The organism is Aminobacter aminovorans (assembly GCF_900445235.1).
Taxonomy (GTDB): domain Bacteria; phylum Pseudomonadota; class Alphaproteobacteria; order Rhizobiales; family Rhizobiaceae; genus Aminobacter; species Aminobacter aminovorans.
Window position 1 is genome coordinate 1,654,068 of record NZ_UFSM01000001.1, and the last position, 18,230, is coordinate 1,672,297.

An 18,230-nucleotide genomic window follows, 5' to 3' on the forward strand; every position below is an offset into this window, starting at 1 on the left:
CCGCTGCTCAGGCCTGCTTGTACAGGTCGAAGGCCGTGGCACCATCCGCACCGTCGTGGATGATCGCCATCAGGCCGCGCACGACAGCGCTCGGATTGGCATGCTGGTAGATATTGCGGCCATAGACCATCCCCATAGCACCCTGCGCCATCAGGGCCGCCGACTTGTCGAACACGGTGCGCAGGTCCTCCTTGCCGCCGCCACGCACCAGCACCGGGCAGCGCGCCGCCTCGACGACGCGGTGGAAATCGTTGGGATCGGTGGTCGGGTCGGCCTTGATGATGTCGGCACCCATCTCGCGGGCGAGCCGGGTCAGGGTGACGATTTTTTCGGCATCGCCGTCGACCATGTAGCCGCCGCTCTGGTCGACCGGCAACATGGCCAGCGGCTCGATCATCAGCGGCAGGCCGTATTTCTCGCAGTCGGCGCGGACACGGGCGATGTTCTGGACGCATTGCCGGAACAGGTCCGGCTCGTCGGGCAGCATGAACAGATTGACGACGACGCAGGCCGCATCCATCTCGATGGCGCCGAGCAGCGGCTCGGCCTCGTTCTGCAGCAGCGCCCACATCGCCCGGTGGCGGATCTTGTTGTAGGGGTTGCCCATGTCGATGCGCATGACCAGTGCCGGCTTGTCCTTGCCCGGCACCGCCTGCAGCAGGTCGGCCTGGCCGTAGTTCATCTGGATGGCGTCTGGACCGGCCTTGACCAATTGCGCAACCACGCCGGCCATGTCCTCGAGCCCGTTGAGAAAGCTCGGCTCGTTGCAGACGCCATGATCGATGGCGACGTCGAGGCAGCGGCCGCCAGTGAACAACCGGTTCATGCGGACTTTGTGGTTCAGGCGCATAGGGCGCTCCTTCTGTCGTTCGTCTGGGAGAGGTCTGAAATGGCGATGCCGTGCTGGTGGGCGAGCAAAGCGAGGAAGGTTGTGCGTTCGGCCGCGGCCTGGGCCGTGCTCCAGGCCTTGTGATCGGTGAGGATGCCAAGCACGGCGTCGATAAGGGCAAGGCTGAGGCCGCCCGAAATGGCGATGGTGGTGCGGCGCAGGAAGATGTCGGCGAGGCATTCGACCTGCTCGCGCGCGACGATCAGGCGGATCTCGCCGGTGGAGTAGGTCGATCCCGCCAGCATCGGGTCGGTAGCGAGATCTGCTGCGAAATCCACCGCTGAAGTGCCGTAGCGCTCAAGCAGGACTTTTGCGCGTTCGGCTGGCACGCCGTGCCTGGCGCCAAAGGCGACACACCACTTGTCCGGATCGGCAGGGAAGTCGCGGCCGCCGCCAATGGCAAGGTCTTCGGTGCCTGATCTGCGCTTGAGGCCAAGGCGCTCGAGCGCCATGTCGGCGGCCATCTCGCCGAAGGAGCGGAAGGTCGTCCACTTGCCGCCGATCATGCACAAGGTTGCCGGCAGGCCGTCGCTCGGCTCGACAAACTCGCAGAAATGGTCGCGCGGAATGCGCCCGGTGAAGCTGTCGTCGCTGGCGGGCAGGGGCCGCACGCCGGAGAAGCGGAAGACGATCTCGTTGTCGGCAATGGCAATCGAGGGGAACACGAAAGCCAGCGACTGCAGGATATAGCTGCGCTCATCGTCGTCGCAGCGGACCTGGTCCGGATCGTCGACGCGGATGTCGGTCGAGCCGATCAGCACCTTGCCGAGATAAGGAAACAGGATGCAGATGCGGCCATCCTCGTTTTCGTAATAGACCATGTGGCCGCCAAGCGCGTCGTAAAGCTCGGCATTGTCGACGATCAGGTGCGAGCCCTTGGTGCCGCCCATCATGCGCGGGGCGGCCGCGCCAATGGCCTTGTTGGTGAGGTCGATCCAACCACCGGTGGCGTTGATGATCAGCTTGGGGCGGAGCTGCAGGACCTCGCCGGTCAAGCTGTCGGTGAGGGCGAGGCCGTCGTTGGATGCGGCGACCGCGGCATAGTTCAGGGCGTGTGCGGTGGGGCTCGATGCCATTGCGTCGAACAACATCTCCAGGCCGAGGCGCTCGGGACGGCTGACCCAGGCGTCGTAATAGGTGGCAGAGCTGCGGATATCGGAATTGATCGCGGGCCATGTCTTGAGGGTTTCGGCACGGCCGCGGAAGCGGTGCTTGGGCATCAAGCGCCGTGCTGCCGTGAACAGGTCGTACATGGTCAGTCCGGCCTTGATCACCAGCGCGCCGCGGCGGCTGGGATTGCGCGTCAGGCCGAGGAAGCGGACCGCGCCGTTGGCGATGCCGGAGAAGGTGTCGAAGATCGGCACCGTCGTTGGCAGTGGCGCGACATAGTGCGGGGCGTTCTTCAACAGCCGGTCGCGCTCGACCAGCGATTCCCGCACCAGCTTGAACTCGCCGTTTTCGAGATAGCGAAGCCCGCCATGCACCATGCGCGACAAGGCGGCACTGGCGCCGGAGCAATAGTCGCCCTTGTCGGCGAGCACGACGTCGACGCCTTGCAGGGCGAGCTCGCGGAACACCGAGATGCCGTTGATGCCGCCGCCTATGACAAGCACGGCAATATCGGGCCGCTCTCGCAGAGCGGCGAGTGTGTCGTTGCGGTTCATGTGGGCTGTGCCTTTTCGCTCAGGCATCCATGGAGGTGAGATGCGTGGCGATTGCCGTGTCGATGATTGCCAGTTCGTCCGCGCCAAGCGTGATTTCGCCGGCCCGGGCATTGTCGAGCGCCTGCTCGGCATTGCGCGCGCCGCACAGGCCGAAGGTGATGCCCGGCTGCGCCAGCGTCCAGGCGATGACGATCTGGGCCATCGACGCCTTGTGCTGTTCAGCGACCGGCGCGATGGCCTGCTTGAGCATCGCCACCTTCTGCCTGTTGGCGGCAGAGAAGCGCGGATTGTCCTTGCGCTGGTCGTCGCCGGTGAATTCGCGCGAGGGATCGATCATCCCGGTCAACAGGCCGAGCGCCAGCGAGGAGTAGCTGAGCGTGGCGATGTCGTTGCGCTGGGTGATCGGCAGCAGGCTGGTCTCGATCTCACGATCGATCATCGAATAGCGCTCCTGGATCGCGTCGATCTGGCCGGCGGCGACATAGTGCTCGAGATCCTCAGTGCTGACGTTGGATGCGCCGATGGCGCGGATCTTGCCCGATGCCTTGAGCTTTTCCAGCGTCGCCATGGTTTCAGCGATCGGCGTCGTCGGGTCCTGCCAATGGGTGATGTAGAGGTCGATATAGTCAGTGCCGAGGCGGCTGAGGCTTTGCTCGATTTCATGGGTGATGCCGTCGGCGCCGAGATAGCGGTGCACCGGCTTGCCGTCCTGGTCGAAGAAGTGGTTGCCCTTGCCGGAGTGCCAGTTGAGGCCGCATTTCGTGGCGATGACGACTTTGTCGCGCTTGCCTTTGATCGCCTTGCCGACAATCTCTTCGCTGCGGCCGAGGCCATAGGCGGGCGCGGTGTCGATCAGGCTGATGCCAGCCTCGATGGAGGCTTCGATGGCGCGGATCGAGGCCTGCTCGTCGGTACCGCCCCACATCCAGCCGCCTATCGCCCAGGTGCCGAGGCCTACGGCCGATGCGGAGACGTCGGAGCGGCCGATGCGGCGCTGAATTTGTCGGGAGCTCATGCTGCCTCCTGTTCGGCAAGGTCGAGAATCTGGAGGCTTGTCGCCTCGTCGGTGACGATGGTGTCGAGATGGTTGCCACGCATGGCACTGAGGATCGGCGCTGCCTTGCTCGGCCCGCTGGCGATGCCGATCGAGCGCGGGATGGTGGCGAATTCGTCCAATGTCAGCGACACCAGCGAGCGGTTGAGCGCGTAGCTGCACAGCTTGCCGTTGTGGTCGATGAGGTGGGCGAGCAATTCGCCCGATGCGCCCGACTGCTCGATGGCGCGGCGGTCGGCGATCGAGGATGGATGCAGGTCGTAATAGCTGGAATCGTCGGTCAGGATCGAGCCGATGCCGACAACCGCGACGTCGGCTTCGCGTGCCTTGCGGAAGACGTCGGCGACGGAGCGTACGCCCATCAGCATCTCGCGCTGCTCCGGCGTGTCGGCAAACAGCGGCGCATGGACCTGGTAGGCGCGGCCGCCGAGCTTGTCGGCCATCAGCGAGGCGACGTGATTGACGTCGGTGTAGTGCTTGCCCTGGACGAGACCGGTGGCCGGGATGACCTCGACATCGTAGCGGCGGCCGGGCTTCAATCCGGCAACGAGGGCGCTGACACCCTTGCCGCCGGTGATCGAGATGGTGTCGCCGTCCTTGATTGTGTCGAGCAGCAGGCTCGCCGCCGCTTCGCCGACACGCTGCAAAGCAGTCTGCGGATTGTCCGATACCGATGGCACGACGACGGCGCGTTCGATGCCGCCGAGTGCGACCAGCTGCGTCTCGATGTCGACGAGGTGGTCGATCGGCGACTTGATCTTGATCTCGACAAGGCCGAGCTGGTGGCCACGCTTGATCAGCCGGTTGACGGTGGCGTGCGAGATGCCGAGTTCCCTGGCAATGTCGGCCTGGGTCTTGCCTTCGACATAATGCAGCACGAGTGCCTGGTGCATCTGGCGGACGGTCGATATGTCGTCGCGGGTGTTTGGGGGGGCCATGATCTGTCTCGTCCGGATGCTCAGGACTTCTTGCGGTGCAGGAAGTGGTCGATGGAGACGGCGGCAAGCAGGATGCAGCCCTTGATCATGTCCTGCCAGTAGACCGAGACGTCGAGCAGGATCAGCGAGCTGGTGACCACCGAAAGCAGCGCCATGCCCAGTATGGCTCCGAAGATGGTGCCCGAGCCGCCATTGAGCGAGGCGCCGCCGATGACCGCCGCGGCGATGATGTTGAGCTCCATGCCGGCGCCGAAGGTCGGTGTCGCGGCACCAAAGCGGGCCATGTAGATGACGCCGGCAAGGCCCGCGAGGGTCGAGCACAGCACCGTCACCCAGAACTTCACCTGCTTGGTCTTGATGCCGGAGAACTGCGCCGCCTTCTCGTTGGAACCGGTGTAGAAGACCTTGCGGAAGGCGGTGGCGCGACGCAGCAGGAAGTCGAAGATCGCAACGACGACGACAAAGATGATGATGACATAGGGCAGGCCGTGGAAGCTGCCCTGACCGATGGCCTTGAAGGCGGGCGGCAAGGTGAACAGCGACAGCGGCGTGCCCTTGGTGATGACCAGGCACAGGCCGCGCACGATGACCATCGCCGCAAGCGAGGTGATGAAGTGGTTTAAGCCGACGACGGTGACGAAGAAGCCCATGGCGGCACCGATCAGGGCGCTGACGCCGATGCCGATCAGGCTCGCGGTCCACGGGTCGAGGCCGGCGAGGAACAAGGCGCCCGAAACGACCATCGAGAAACACACCACCGAGCCGACCGATAGGTCGATGCCGCCGACGATCAGCAGGATGGTCATGCCGACGACGACGATACCCTCGATCGAGAAGCTCATCAGCATGGCGCGGAAATTGCCCCATGTCAGGAAGTGCGGCGAAGCGAAGCTCATGGCGATGCACAGCGCCAGGATGATGACGATCAGGCCGGCTTCGCGCATCGAGGCGAGGCGGGCGAAGTTGATGCGCCCGGTGTGTTTCTCGATGGTCGTCTCGCGTGCCTTGATCTCGGCCTGCATCAGGGTTTCTCCCGTTTCCCTAGGCGACATTTTGAGCCTGCTTTTCTTGATTTGACGAATTCTGGACGCCCGAGGCGAGCATGATGATGGCTTCTTCGCCGAGTTCGTCGGCGCCGAGTTCGCCGGCGATGCGGCCTTCGCGCACGACCATGACGCGGTCGCACAGGCCTATCAGCTCCGGCAGTTCCGAGGAAATGACGACGATGCCGACGCCCTTGCCGGCAAGCTGGCGCAACAGGCGGTGGATCTCGACCTTGGCGCCGACATCGATGCCGCGCGTCGGCTCGTCCATGATGATGACCTTAGGGTCGATCGACAGTTGCTTGGCGATGGCGACCTTCTGCTGGTTGCCGCCGCTCAGCGTCGACACTCTGGCATCGATGCCGGCCATGCGCACGCCGAGGCGCTTGGTCAGGTCGGTGGCCTGGCGGTCTTCGGCCTTGCGGTCGAGCAGGCCGAGCGAACCGGTCAGCTTGCCAAGGTCGAGCGCAGAGACGTTGGCTGCGATCGGCATGTCCAGGAACACGCCGGAGCCCTTGCGGTCTTCGGAGAGGTAGACGAGGCCCGCCTTGACGGCGTCACTGTAGTTCGAGATGCGCAGGCGCTGGCCGTCAAGCGCGACAGTGCCCGACATCACCGGCCTGAGGCCGCAGATGCTTTGGGCAATTTCACTGCGGCCGGCGCCGATCAGGCCACCGATACCGAGGATCTCGCCGGCGCGGAGCTCGAGATTGACGCCGCTGAAGCGGTCGCCGTCGGCCAGGTCTTCGACCGAGAGAAGCCTGCGGCCGGGTTCCTTCGGCGCCAGCTTGTCGGGATAGAGTTGGGTGATCTCGCGACCGACCATCTTGCGCACGACGTCGTCGGGCGAGCTTTGGGCAATGGGATCGGTGGCGACATAGTGGCCGTCGCGGAAAACGGTGACGCGGTCGCAGAGCGAGAAAATCTCGGCCATGCGATGGCTGATATAGACCACCGAAATGCCGCGATCCCTGAGGCCGCGGACGATGGCAAACAGCCTTTGCGCTTCGCTTTCGGTGAGTGCCGCGGTTGGTTCGTCGAGCATCAGCACCTTGCAGTCGAGCGTCAGCGCCTTGGCGATCTCGACGAGCTGCTGGTTGGAAATGGAAAGGTCGGCGACCCTGGTGCGTACCGGAATGGGCGCAAGCAGGTCCATCACCTTCTGCGCGTCGGCATAAAGCCTCTGGAAATTCATCAGCGGCGCGCGGCGTCCGTTGATCGCGGCCATGTAGATGTTTTCGGCGACCGTTGCGTCCTGGCAGAGCGCGATCTCCTGGTGGACAAGTGCTATGCCGAGGCGCTGGGCTGCCGCCGGCGAAGGGATCGAAACAGCCGTACCGTCGATCAGGATCTCGCCGCGGTCGGGCTGCAGCACGCCGGCGATCATGTTCATCAGCGTCGACTTGCCGGCACCGTTTTCGCCGCACAGCGCGTGGATTTCGCCGCGCTTGAGCTCGAACTGCACCTCGCTGAGCGCCTTGACGGGCCCGAATGCCTTGGACAGGCCGCGTATTTCAAGAATGGGCGTCTCGGTCACGCCATGCTCCTGCGATGGGCGCTGCAAAGGGGGAAGGGGACCAGGGCCCCCTTCCGGGTTTTCTGCCGTGAAGGCGAGGCGCGAGCTTATTCCTCGATGCCCTTGGTGCCGCGGCGCTTGAGATACTTGTCCCAATAGAAGTCGTCGGCGTTTTCGGCTGTGACGATGGAGAAGCCGTTGTCGACGAAGGGCACGCTCATGCCGTTGGCACCCGAACGCTTGGTGTCGTTCATCGGGTCGATCAGGTCGGGGTGCTTGGCCAGCCACAACAGCATGAAGCCCATATAGCCCTGCATGCCCTGGTTGGGGTTGACCGAGCCGTAGATCTCGCCGGCCTTGATCATGTCGAGGATCTTGGCGTTGACGTCGGCGAGCATGACCTTGATCTTGCCGCCGCCTTCCTTGGCCGCCTGGGCCGCACCGATGGCCGAGTTGGCTTCCGGCATGAACACTGCGCCGAGGTCCGGATGCGCCTGCGCCAGGGAGAGCACGGCCTGATAGGCCTTGGTCGGATCCTGGTTCGAGGCGGCACGGCCGACCAGCTTCATGTCTGGCCACTTAGCTTCCATGCGGGCGATGAAGGCCGAGACACGCTTGTCGTGGTTGTCCTGGCCCGGATTTTCCAGCACGGCGTACTCGCCCTTGCCATCCATCGCCTTGGCTACGGCGTCGGCGGCATAGGTGCCTTCAGCCAGATTGTCCGAGGTGATGAAAGAGACGCGCTTGGAGTTGGGCGAGTCGGCGGCGAAGGTGACGACCGCCGTGCCCTGCTCGATGGCGCGGTTGATCGGCTCGATGAACGGATCGGAGTTCATCGGATGGACAAGGATGCCGGCCGGCTTCTGGGCGAGGGCCTGATCGAAGGTCGCGATCTGCTTGTTGACGTCGTATTCGGGCGTGCCGGTATATTCGGTCTCGCAGCCGAACTGCTGGCCGGCCTGCTTGAACATCTCATAGACCGGGAACCAGTATTCGACGCCCGAGACCATGACGTTCATGACGTATTTCTCACCCGGCTCGCACTTGAACGGGTTGGCGGTTTCGGCAAGCGCCTGGGTCGAAGCCAAACAGGCCGACGCAGCCGCCGCGATTGCGAGCGTGCTCAAAAATTTGCGCAAGTTTCCTCCCTTGGCCGAAGCCATCCTCAATGACCGTCGCGGCCGCCCGAGGCGCCGCTATGTGGATTGATTGCCGCCGGACTTCCTCCCGAAAGCCGACGGTCTGGAGATTACAGCTCACCCAGTATATGTCAATAAAATTCATATACTGAAATATATTTCAGATCAAGTCCGGCGATTCTGAATTTGCGTCGGGCCGGCGGAGCGCTCCCGGCCGTTCGAAGCTAGACCTTTGTGACGGCATGCTGCCATGGCCAACGTTGGCGGACGAGATTTTTCCACTTGCCAATCCAATTAGAAAATATCACCTTCAGCATGTGATGCATCAGTTGCAAAATCCAGGACATCAAAGTCTGGCTGATCGCTCAATGGAGAGGGTTCTTATGTTTGCCGTCAATCGTCGCGGATTTGTTGTCGCAGCCCTTGCGGCTGGCCTTCTTGCTGGAGCCGCCGGTGGCGTGCTGGCCCAGGACAGGCCGAAGATCGAATTCCTCTATTCGCCCTACGCCGACTACGCGCCGTTCTTCCTTGCCGAGGATCTCGGCTATTTCGACGAATTCGGCGTTGACGTGACCTTGTCGCCGAAAAGCGGGACCGCCGAGACGATCCAGATGCTGGCCTCCGGCAATGTCCAGGCGGGCGCTGCGACCTGGGGGGCCGGGCTGTTCAACTCGATCAATGCGGGTGCTACCGTTGCCATCGTCGCGACCTCGGCCAAGATGCCCGCCACGGTGCCGTCGCCGTCGCCCTTCATGGTCTCGCAGAAGGCCTGGGATGAAGGCGTCAAGACCGTCGCCGACCTCAAGGGCAAACGCGTGGGCATTCCGGGACCTGGCGGCTTTGGCATGTATTCGGTTGCCAAGGCGCTTGAGAAGGGCGGGCTGACCGTCGAGGACGTCGAGGCGATCTACTTGCCGCCGCCCGCGACCGCCGCCGCCTTCGCCAATGGCGGCCTGGAGGCTGGCTGGAGCATCGAGCCCTTCGCCCTGCAGCTCGAGCGCGAGGGCCTCGGCCGGCGGCTGGTAGAGGACCATACGTTCGGCACCGAACTTGGCTTCATCGCCTTCAACAAGGAGTTCGTGGAGAGCCACGAGGATGCCGTCGTCAACTTCCTCGCCGCCTATCTCAAGGCAGCGCGCCAGCTCGACAATGGCGGCTGGAAGGACGAAAAGGTGCTCGACATCGTCGCCCGCTACACCGGCACCGAAAAGTCGCTGCTGCAGGGCATAACCTACACCATCCGCTCCGAGGACGGGTCGATCGACCTGAACTCCGTGCGCGAGCAGGAGGCGTTCTTCCGCAAGCGCGGTGACCTTGAATACAAGGGCGATGTCGACATCAACTCGGTCTATCGCAGCGACCTTTTGAAGCGCGCAAACGAACTGGTGGCCAAGAAGTGACGCAGGTCGCATTGCCGCTGGGGGGAGGTACGATGAGCGAGACGGCGATCGAGGTTCGCAACCTCACCAAGGCCTTCTACGACGCCGACAGCGACCGCACCACAATCGCCGCCTACGAGGTCGAGTTCGAGGTCAAGCGCGGCGAATTCGTCTGCATCGTCGGCCCCAGCGGCTGCGGCAAGACGACGGTGCTGCGCATCCTTGCCGGGCTTGAAAGCAAGCTCGGCGGCAGCATCGACATGAGGAGCGAAAACCCTCCTGCGATGGTGTTCCAGGAAGCCTCGGTGCTGCCCTGGCTCACCGTGCGCGAGAATGTCGGCTTTCCGCTCAGCCTGAGGGGCGTTTCTGCCGAAAAGCGGCGGGAGCGTGTCGATGAACTGCTCAAGCTGACCGGGCTTGCCGACTTTGCCGATGCGCTGCCGCATCGGCTGTCCGGCGGCATGAAGCAGCGCGTCTCCGTGGCGCGCGCGCTTGTCGACGACCGCGAGATCCTGCTGATGGACGAGCCCTTCGGTGCGCTCGACGAGCAGACGCGGCTGGTGCTGCAGCAGGAACTGCTGCGCATCTGGGAGACGACGGGCAAGACCGTCGTGTTCATCACCCACAGCGTCGACGAGGCGCTGACGCTGGCCGACCGGGTGCTGGTGATGTCGCCACGGCCCGGCACCATCATCGCCGATCTCACTGTCCCCTTCGATCGGCCGCGCGACGTCGTCGAGATGCGTCGCGACAAGCGTTTCTGGGATCTCACCTATGAGGTCTGGCGCCTGTTGGCCTCAACCTCGCCGGAGAGCCACGCATGAGCCTCGTCACCGCAAGACTGACTGAAGAGCAGATCCGCGAGCTCAAGATACCGGCCCAGCGCGAGCGGCTGTTCCGCACCATTTCCTATTTCAGCCCGATCCTGCTTTTGCTGCTGTGGGAGGTCGCCTCGCAGCTCAACGTCATCGACCGGCGCTTCTTTCCGCCGCCGAGTGCTATTGCCGGCACCGCCTGGCAGATGGTCGTCAGCCTGGAAATCTTCGACCATATCGGTGCCACGCTGCGCCGCGTCTCGGTTGGTTATGTCATGGGCGCTATTCCGGGCATCCTGCTTGGGCTGGTGCTTGGCCTGTCGCAGCCGGCGCGGCGCGTGCTCGGCCCGATCTTCGCCGCACTCTATCCGGTGCCGAAGATCGCCATTCTGCCGCTGATCCTGTTGATCTTCGGCGTCGGAGACGCCTCGAAGTTCGTCGTCATTGCCATCGGTGTGTTCTTCCTCTTGCTCTACAACACCATGGGCGGGGTGATGCAGACGCCACAGATCTATCTCGACGTTGCCAAGAACGCCGGCGCGACGCGCTTTCAGACGTTTTTCCGCATCGCGCTACCGTCGGCTCTGCCCAACATCTTCACCGGACTCAGGCTGGCAGCGGGGTCGTCCTACATCATCATCGCAGCGGCCGAGTTCCTCGGTGCGCGCAGCGGCGTCGGCTTCTTCATCTGGGCATCGTGGCAGACCTTTGCGGTGTCACGCATGTTCGTCGGCATCGTGGTGATTTCGGCCTTGGGTTATCTCACCATCCTCGCACTTGAAGCGCTCGAGCGGCGTTTCGTGCCTTGGGCAAAACATTGAGGGGCTGAGGAGCACAAGCTCATGATTGTCGAAGCCGGCCCCACTACCCACGCACCGGTTTCGGAGCGCATATACCTGGCGCTCCGCCAGGAGATCATGCGCTGCGAGATCGTGCCGGGGACGACACTCGACGCGGCCTCGATCGCCAGTAAGTACGAGGTGTCCAAGACGCCGGTGCGCGACGCCATGCAGAAGCTCGCCGCCGATGGACTGGTGACGATCCTTCCGCGCAGCGGCTATCGTGTCGCCCCAATCACCTTTCAGGCCGTGCACGATATCCTCGACATGCGCGCCGCGATCGGGCCGCATGCGGCAAGGCAGGCGGCGCGCTATGCCACACCGGCAGAAATCGCGCTGCTGCGCCAGATTGTCAGGGAATATGCCGAACCGATGGATATCGGCACCATGCAGCAGGTGGCGCGGCGCTTTCACCTCACTATTGCCCGCTGCAGCCGCAACAAGCGCGTCGTCGCGCTCTCGGAGACGCTGTTCGACGAGCTTGAGCGCCTGCTCCGCTTCGCCATAGATTTCACGGTCAAGGCGGGCGAGCATTCCGACGAGCACACGGCACTCGTCGATGCAATCGCAGCCGGTGACGGCGAGCGCGCTGCGGCGATCGAATTCGCCCATATCAAGCACTCCCGGGAGTTCCTGATCGAGCGCCTGATGACGCTAGGCTATCTCTCGGCAAGCGAGATCCAGCTTGGCGGTACAATACGGAGCCCGGCGGAATGATCGCGATCCCTGATGCCGCCGGGCGGCTGTCTGCGGCGCTGTGCGGCGGCCCTGCAGCGAAGCTAGCGGCTTCAGCCTTGGTCGAGGCCGATGCGCTGGGCTTGCCGCGCTTCGGCATTGCCATGCTCGACGAATGGACAGCCGATGCTGCCCCGATGCCGGCACGCGAGGGCGTGCAGGCCATTGACTGGCTCGACTGCACCTCCTGCTTCGCGCCGCTGGCGGTTGCCAGCGCCACAATCGATTTGGCCGAGGCTGCTAGGCAGTTCGGCGTCGCCGCCGTCTTCCTGCGCGGCATCAGGGGGTTTGGCAGGCTTGCCCCCTTCGTTCGCCATCTCGCAGATAATGGCCTCATCGGCATCGCCGGCGCCGAGGGCCCTGCTTTCGTCGCGCCACATGGCGGCACCCGTCCCGTGATCGGCACCAACCCGCTGGCGCTTGCCATGGGGCAGGGTTCGAACCGCGTCGTCATCGACGTCGCCACCAGCACGGCGACCATGGCCGATATCCGCAATGCCCGTGTTTCCGGCGCGCCGTTGTCTGACGGGATCGCTCTCGATGGCGCAGGGCGACAGACCAGCATCGCCGCAGAGGTTGCGGCGTTGCTGCCGCGCGGCGGCCAGATCGGCTCACTGCTGGGGCTCGTCGTCGAGCTCATGGCCGGCGTCGCCGGCGGGGGCAGGGGAGATCCGAAAGGCCGGGGCGTGTTCATTCTCGCCTTCGACCCGGCGCGAGCCGGGGAGGGCATAGACTGGCAAGCCAGGCTCGCCGGATTGAACAGCGACTGGACCGATGGCGGCGGCCACTGGCCGCGCGGCGGTAGCCTGTCACCCGAAGCCGAACTGGACGACGATTTCGCCCAGCGTCTCGATGTTTATCTGACCCGCATGACCGGCCAGGCAGGCTGATGATCGCGCCGGCCACCCTGCAGAGATTGAAAAATGATGACAAAGCCCTTTTCCGCACCCGTCTTTTCCATCGATGCCGTAGACGGCTTGATCGACGAGCCGCGCCGGATCGTCGTCTCCGGCTTCGCTCCGGACGAAATTGTCGCCATCTCTGCCCGCACCGAACGGGCACGAAGCGTGACCTGGATGAGCCAGGCTACCTTCATGGCTGACGCTCAGGGCGTAGTCGACCTGACCCGTGACGCACCTGTCGGCGGCGACTATGCGGAAATCTCGGCAATGGGGCTGATCTGGAGCCAGCAGCCGGTCGACAGCGCAAGCGCCGAGCTGTTTGCCGACGACGTCATGCAGCCCCTCCGGACGACGCTGACGGCCGAAACCGCCGCTGGCGTGCGAGCAGAGGCCAGCCTCTCTCAAGGGTTCGCCGCAGCCGGGGTGGGGCGTCGAGAAATCCGTGAGCAAGGGCTGGTGGGCACGCTCTTCACGCCGGCCGCTCCAGGCCCTCATCCGCTCGTCATGGTGCTCAATGGCTCCGGTGGCGGCATCAACGAACCGCGCGCTGCCCTGCTCGCCTCCCGCGGCTACCAGGCCTTTGCGCTCGGCTATTTCAAGGCGCCGGGGCTGTCGCCTTACATCACGGAAACGCCGCTCGAATATCTCGAGACCGGCTTGCGCTGGGCGCGGCGGGATTTGCAGCCGAAGGATGGCTTTGTTGCGGTCAGCGGCCAGTCGCGTGGCGGCGAGCTCGCGCTGCTGCTCGGCGCTACCTTTCCGGAGCTGGTCTCTGCCGTGATCGCATTCGTGCCCGGCGCTGTGGTCCACGGCGCCCAGGGCGCCGGCGATCCGGCGCGTGGCGGCTGGCAAGGCACCACCTGGACAAGAGACGGCGTTCCGCTTCCGCATCTGTGGCAGGACAACGCCGCGGTGCACTGGCATCCATGGGCCGGCGAGGCTCCGCCCAGCCGGCACCACTCGGTGTTCTTCGAGGGACTGAAGGATACCGCGCTTGCAGCGCGCGCGCGCATCGCGGTCGAGAACATTGCAGGCCCGGTGCTGCTGATCTCAGGTCGCGACGACCGCGCCTGGCCGTCCAGCCTTTATTCCCGCATGATCGTCTCGACCCTGCAAAAGCATGACCATCCGCACCTCGTCCGCCATCTCGATTTCGACGATGCCGGCCACGCCATCAACCTGCCGATCGTGCCGTCGACGCAGCTGAGCCGCCTGCATCCGGTCTCGAAGGTCCCCTACACCAATGGCGGTACACCTTCCGGCAACGCCAGGGCCGACGGCGGTTCCTGGCACGGCATGCTCGCCTTTCTCGGCGAAGTCACCGGCTCCGCCATCTGAACCCGCATGCGCAAGCAGACAGCTGAATTCTTCGAAAGGGAGACGAATATGCCCACAAAAGAACATTTGGAAGGCCAGTGGCGCGAATGGCGCCACGCCCATGTCGCCAAGATGTTCCGCCCCTATGGCTGGACCTCGCTGGTGGCCCAGTACTGGCTGGAAGCAGGTGACAAGCACGTCAGCTTCGACCTGCTGCCCGGCACCTGGTCGGTCGAGGGCGGCAAGGTCATGTTCACCCCGCCGGCGTCGGGGCCGAACCTTTCGGTCAACGGTAATTACCCAACCGAGCCGGTGGAAATCATCCCGGGACGTAACCAGACTTATGGCCATGGCAAGAGTGAGCCGGTCTATTTCGGCGTCAACGAGGTCGAAGCGATCCTGCGCAGCAAGAACAATGGCCAGTCCCTCTACGGCGTGCGCGTGCGCGACCCCAGGGTGGCGACGACAGTGGAAGAAGCAGGCGTCAGCGCGTTCGACTACGATCCCGCATGGCGTATTGCAGGCGTCTACACGCCGACCGCGCATACCGAATACGAGGCCGAGACCGTGGAAGCCGGCGTGCGCGAATCGACGCCGCGCATCGGAACCTTCACCTTCGAGCACAAAGGCAAGAGCTATACCATCGAGCTGATCGGCAAGGACACGGCAACAGGCGTGCAGCCGGTGGCCCACGTCCGCGACAAGACCAGTGGCCCCGTCACCTATGGAGCCGGCCGTGTCATCGAACTGCAGTTTACCGACGGCACCAACAGCCGCATCGACTGGATCGATTTCAACTATGCGGTCGCGCTGCCATGCGCCTTCACCAACTTCGTCACCTGCCCGCTTGTCCCGCGCGAGAACCAGCTCGATTTCGAAGTGCTCGCCGGCGAAAAGCGTCCCGCGCGGGACGTGGTCAGGACAATGACCTATCAAGCCGGCACAAACGCCGCCTGACGTTATCGCTACGGCGCGCGATTCCGACGTGGCGGGGTGACAGGCACCCCGCCATTTGCAATCACTGGGCTTCGGCATGGAGGCGCAAGCGATGATGACGGGAGCGATGTGCAGGGCGGCGCGAGCGCTTGTGGAGATCAGCCGGCAACGGCTTGCCGTAGCCTCGAGCGTCGATGAGGCTGATATCGAGGCGTTCGAACGCAAGATCAGCATTCCCGACGAGGCGGCTATTGGCGCGCTTCAGGCTGCCCTGGAACATTTCGGCGCCGTCTTGGTCCCTGAAGACGGCGGCAATGGCGCTGGCGTGCGCCTCAAGTTCAGCCGTTCCGTAACCAAGAGGCTGTCGATTCTGGAGGGAGAGGGCGGACCCGCGGCCAGCGACGACGTGCCCTGAGGGGGCTAGCCGGCGTACGACGTCGTCCTTGAGGCTGCCTGGCAATCCAGATTACGTTGGCTCATGCGACTTTTGCCCGCCCTGTTGCTTTCACTGATTTCGTCGACTGCGCTGGCGCAGGACTGCGTCGTGCTGCTGCATGGGCTCGCGCGTTCCGACATGTCGTTCCTTCTGATGGAGGAGACACTCGCCAAGGCCGACTATGTCGTCGTCAACGATAGCTATCCTTCGGTGGATGCACCGATCGAAAAGCTGATCGCCCGTGTCGGTGCGTCGGCGGCCAAGTGTGGCACGGCGGCCAGGATCAACTTCGTCACCCATTCGATGGGCGGTATCCTGCTCAGGGCCTGGCTGAAGGACAGCCGGCCGTCAAATCTTGGCCGGGTGGTGATGCTGGCGCCGCCCAATCACGGCTCGGAAGTGGTCGACACGCTCGGCGACCTCAAGCTGTTCGAGATACTCAACGGCCCCGCCGGCATGCAGCTCGGCACGGGGCCGGACAGCGTTCCGAACCAGCTGGGTGCCGCCGATTTCGAGGTCGGCATCATCGCCGGCGACCGCAGCGTGAACCCGATCCTGTCAACAATGTTCGACGGGCCCAATGACGGCAAGGTGTCGGTGGAAAGCACCAGGCTCGCCGGCATGGCCGACCACATCGTGCTGCCGACCACCCACACCTTCATGATGAACAATCCGCTGGTCATCGCCCAGACGATCAACTTCCTGCGTGACGGACGCTTCGACCACCAGCTGACGTTGGGCGATCTGCTGCGGCGTGGCTTTGGCAACTGAGCTGGAAGGCCCGGCGGGTTGGTTGCTGCAAGAGTCCTGAACGGATGGCCGGAAGCGCGGCATCGGCGTCACTCGTTGCGGTAGTCGTCGATGAGCATGCGCTCGAAATCGAGCCCGCGCTGCCAGTTGTTAAGGCGGCGATAGACGGCGTGGCCATAATCGTCAGGCAGGTCGACCTGGCCGTCCGTCTCCACCAGCACGCAGGCGCGCAGCCGCTTGCGATGTTCGTGGACTTTGGCAAGCGTAATGGCGCGGATGCGCTCGCGCTGCACATTCCGCGCCTTCATTTCGGCGACGCCGTCGCGAACCGCTTCAGCAGTGGGTTCCACCGTCAGCCATGTCTCGGGGTCGCCGAAGATATGGCGGCCACCGATCGAGGGCGTCGAGACGATGGGCAGGCCGGCAAGCAGGTATTCGATGCTGGCATACATCGCGCCTTCCTCCGCTGACAGGCACAGGCCGGTGGCGCTCGCCGCCATGATGGCATTGATCGCCTGCCAGTCGAGCTTCTCGATACGGTGGGCATCGTGCGGATTGAGAAAGTCATGCGCCGGCATCATGCGTTTGAGTTCGTCGAGCAACGCGGCGGTCTTCTGTCGTCCGGTGAGGCGCGATTCGTAGAAGACATGGGCGGCGCGGGGCACCAGCCGTGCCAGATGCCGACGTTTCCAGGGGCTGATCATGGCGTTGTAGAACGTGTCGTAGATCCGCTCAACGTCCGGCTGCGGCTTGAATGTCTCCTCGTCGGCCAGCGCGTTGTGGCTGCAGAACAGCGCGTTCAGTCCGCTCTCGCGAAACAGCGCGACTTCCTCGAGCTCATTGCACATGAAGACGAAGCGATGTTCGGGATGGCGGCGGCGATAGATGCGCTCAGCGGTAAGCGTCCGCACGACCTGCCGCTCCTTGCGCATCGCCCAGGTGAACCAGACCAGAAACAGGGCAGGGCGCCCTGCCAGGCGCGAGCCAAGATAGTTCGCAACGCCCAGTGGCGCGTGATTGAGCATCGAGGAGGAGAATACCGGGCACGAGCCATCATCCAGCCGGCCCGCTGCCATCCGCAGCTCGGCGCCAGCCCTTAGGGCTGCGTCAGGCGCAAAGTCCCGCCCGGCGCGGACATGGGTCCGATAAACCAGCCTCAATCTGTTCTTCAGTCGCATGTCGCCCGCAAGCCGTGCCCATCCACTGGTCACCTATGACATGGACCTATCGCAGGGTGAAGGGCGTGGGATGCGGCAGCGAATTACCACCAAGAACAATCTGGGCGCGAGTGTTGCGTTTTGAATTACAACCATATGGACAGCGCCACGCGAGGCGGTTATTGGCTACATCAGTGTGTGCTTGATAAGCAGTTCGTCTCCGAAGTAACCTAGGGGTAGGGTAGGCGTGGGGTATTCAACAATTTACGCTGTTGCAAACAGTGACATCGTCTATGAGACTTTCGATGGCGACGCGGTCGTGCTCGACCTCGCCAGCGGCAGGTATTTCGGGTTCTCCGACAGCGGCAGCTGTGTGTGGGAAGCGCTGATCGCGCAGGTTCCGCCGGCAAGCCTTGTCGGTCGGCCCTGCGGCGATGGGCTGCTTTCTGCAGCCGACCTTGACGCCTTCATAGCCAGGCTGACCGAATACGGGCTGCTCTTGCCGGCGACGGATGCCATATCCACTGCATTGTCTCCGGAGCTGGCGCAGCGTCTGGCGGCTGCTCGCGAAGCGCTCAAGATCGACATGCATGACGAGCTTGCCGATCTTGTCATGGTCGATCCGATCCACGATGTCGACGAGCCTGCCGGCTGGCCGGCAGCGAAGCAGTAGCGCCGGTTTCCGGCGCGTCTCTATGCCACTTGCTGTCTTCAGGTGCCG

At 63.9% G+C, this 18,230-nt stretch carries 18 protein-coding genes; 10 read left to right on the forward strand and 8 right to left on the reverse strand.

All coding sequences use genetic code 11. The annotated features are described in order from the left end of the window. Window positions 1–7: 7 nt before the first annotated feature. The 7 genes from DY201_RS08170 to DY201_RS08200 all read right to left on the reverse strand — a co-directional run bounded on the left by DY201_RS08170 (window position 8) and on the right by DY201_RS08200 (window position 8,243). Complete coding sequence (locus tag DY201_RS08170; RefSeq protein WP_115730760.1) at window positions 8–850, reverse strand: class I fructose-bisphosphate aldolase; 843 nt, start codon at window positions 848–850, stop codon at window positions 8–10. Beyond that, a complete protein-coding gene (locus tag DY201_RS08175; protein ID WP_115730761.1) occupies window positions 841–2,553 on the reverse strand; it encodes a glycerol-3-phosphate dehydrogenase/oxidase in 1,713 nt (570 codons plus the stop codon). The genes DY201_RS08170 and DY201_RS08175 overlap by 10 nt, the downstream gene beginning before the upstream one ends. A 19-nt stretch (window positions 2,554–2,572) precedes the next feature. Further along, a complete protein-coding gene (locus DY201_RS08180) occupies window positions 2,573–3,568 on the reverse strand; it encodes an aldo/keto reductase (protein ID WP_115730762.1) in 996 nt (331 codons plus the stop codon). Then, window positions 3,565–4,545 carry a sugar-binding transcriptional regulator gene (locus tag DY201_RS08185; protein WP_115730763.1) on the reverse strand — a complete coding sequence of 327 codons (981 nt, stop codon included), beginning with the start codon at window positions 4,543–4,545 and terminating at the stop codon, window positions 3,565–3,567. The genes DY201_RS08180 and DY201_RS08185 overlap by 4 nt, the downstream gene beginning before the upstream one ends. Before the next feature lie 20 nt (window positions 4,546–4,565). After that, window positions 4,566–5,489 (reverse strand): ABC transporter permease, encoded by a 924-nt coding sequence (locus tag DY201_RS08190; protein ID WP_245432117.1) that lies wholly within the window; start codon window positions 5,487–5,489, stop codon window positions 4,566–4,568. A gap of 97 nt (window positions 5,490–5,586) precedes the next feature. Beyond that, the gene (locus DY201_RS08195) at window positions 5,587–7,125 is read right to left on the reverse strand and encodes a sugar ABC transporter ATP-binding protein (protein ID WP_115733668.1); all 1,539 of its coding nucleotides are present in this window, start codon (window positions 7,123–7,125) and stop codon (window positions 5,587–5,589) included. Between the two features lie 86 nt (window positions 7,126–7,211). Next, window positions 7,212–8,243: a substrate-binding domain-containing protein gene (locus DY201_RS08200; RefSeq protein WP_115733669.1), complete on the reverse strand. Its 1,032-nt coding sequence runs from the start codon at window positions 8,241–8,243 to the stop codon at window positions 7,212–7,214. Between the two features lie 383 nt (window positions 8,244–8,626). Here DY201_RS08200 and DY201_RS08205 point away from each other — a divergent pair, with 383 nt between their 5' ends. The 9 genes from DY201_RS08205 to DY201_RS08245 all read left to right on the forward strand — a co-directional run bounded on the left by DY201_RS08205 (window position 8,627) and on the right by DY201_RS08245 (window position 16,373). Continuing rightward, window positions 8,627–9,643 (forward strand): ABC transporter substrate-binding protein, encoded by a 1,017-nt coding sequence (locus tag DY201_RS08205; RefSeq protein WP_115733670.1) that lies wholly within the window; start codon window positions 8,627–8,629, stop codon window positions 9,641–9,643. Between the two features lie 32 nt (window positions 9,644–9,675). Continuing rightward, window positions 9,676–10,446 carry an ABC transporter ATP-binding protein gene (locus DY201_RS08210; RefSeq protein ID WP_115730765.1) on the forward strand — a complete coding sequence of 257 codons (771 nt, stop codon included), beginning with the start codon at window positions 9,676–9,678 and terminating at the stop codon, window positions 10,444–10,446. Next, entirely contained in the window at window positions 10,443–11,258 is an 816-nt protein-coding gene (locus DY201_RS08215; RefSeq protein WP_115730766.1) for an ABC transporter permease, read from the forward strand. Before DY201_RS08210 ends, DY201_RS08215 begins: the two co-directional genes overlap by 4 nt. A gap of 21 nt (window positions 11,259–11,279) precedes the next feature. Further along, a complete protein-coding gene (locus DY201_RS08220) occupies window positions 11,280–11,993 on the forward strand; it encodes a GntR family transcriptional regulator (RefSeq protein WP_115730767.1) in 714 nt (237 codons plus the stop codon). Beyond that, complete coding sequence (locus DY201_RS08225) at window positions 11,990–12,901, forward strand: Ldh family oxidoreductase (protein WP_115730768.1); 912 nt, start codon at window positions 11,990–11,992, stop codon at window positions 12,899–12,901. The genes DY201_RS08220 and DY201_RS08225 overlap by 4 nt, the downstream gene beginning before the upstream one ends. A gap of 33 nt (window positions 12,902–12,934) precedes the next feature. Further along, window positions 12,935–14,251, forward strand: a complete 1,317-nt coding sequence (locus DY201_RS08230) for an acyl-CoA thioesterase/BAAT N-terminal domain-containing protein (RefSeq protein ID WP_115730769.1) — start codon at window positions 12,935–12,937, stop codon at window positions 14,249–14,251. 48 nt (window positions 14,252–14,299) lie between these two features. Further along, a complete protein-coding gene (locus DY201_RS08235) occupies window positions 14,300–15,187 on the forward strand; it encodes a DUF1684 domain-containing protein (RefSeq protein ID WP_245431929.1) in 888 nt (295 codons plus the stop codon). A gap of 91 nt (window positions 15,188–15,278) precedes the next feature. After that, window positions 15,279–15,581, forward strand: coding sequence for an XRE family transcriptional regulator (locus tag DY201_RS08240; RefSeq protein ID WP_115733671.1), 303 nt, complete (start codon window positions 15,279–15,281; stop codon window positions 15,579–15,581). Between the two features lie 63 nt (window positions 15,582–15,644). After that, window positions 15,645–16,373, forward strand: a complete 729-nt coding sequence (locus DY201_RS08245; protein WP_115730771.1) for an esterase/lipase family protein — start codon at window positions 15,645–15,647, stop codon at window positions 16,371–16,373. A gap of 68 nt (window positions 16,374–16,441) precedes the next feature. Here the strand turns inward: DY201_RS08245 and DY201_RS08250 are convergent, their stop codons facing one another. Then, entirely contained in the window at window positions 16,442–17,428 is a 987-nt protein-coding gene (locus DY201_RS08250) for a glycosyltransferase family protein (RefSeq protein WP_131922230.1), read from the reverse strand. 328 nt (window positions 17,429–17,756) lie between these two features. Here DY201_RS08250 and DY201_RS08255 point away from each other — a divergent pair, with 328 nt between their 5' ends. After that, complete coding sequence (locus DY201_RS08255; protein WP_115730773.1) at window positions 17,757–18,182, forward strand: PqqD family protein; 426 nt, start codon at window positions 17,757–17,759, stop codon at window positions 18,180–18,182. The last annotated feature ends 48 nt before the right edge of the window (window positions 18,183–18,230 follow it).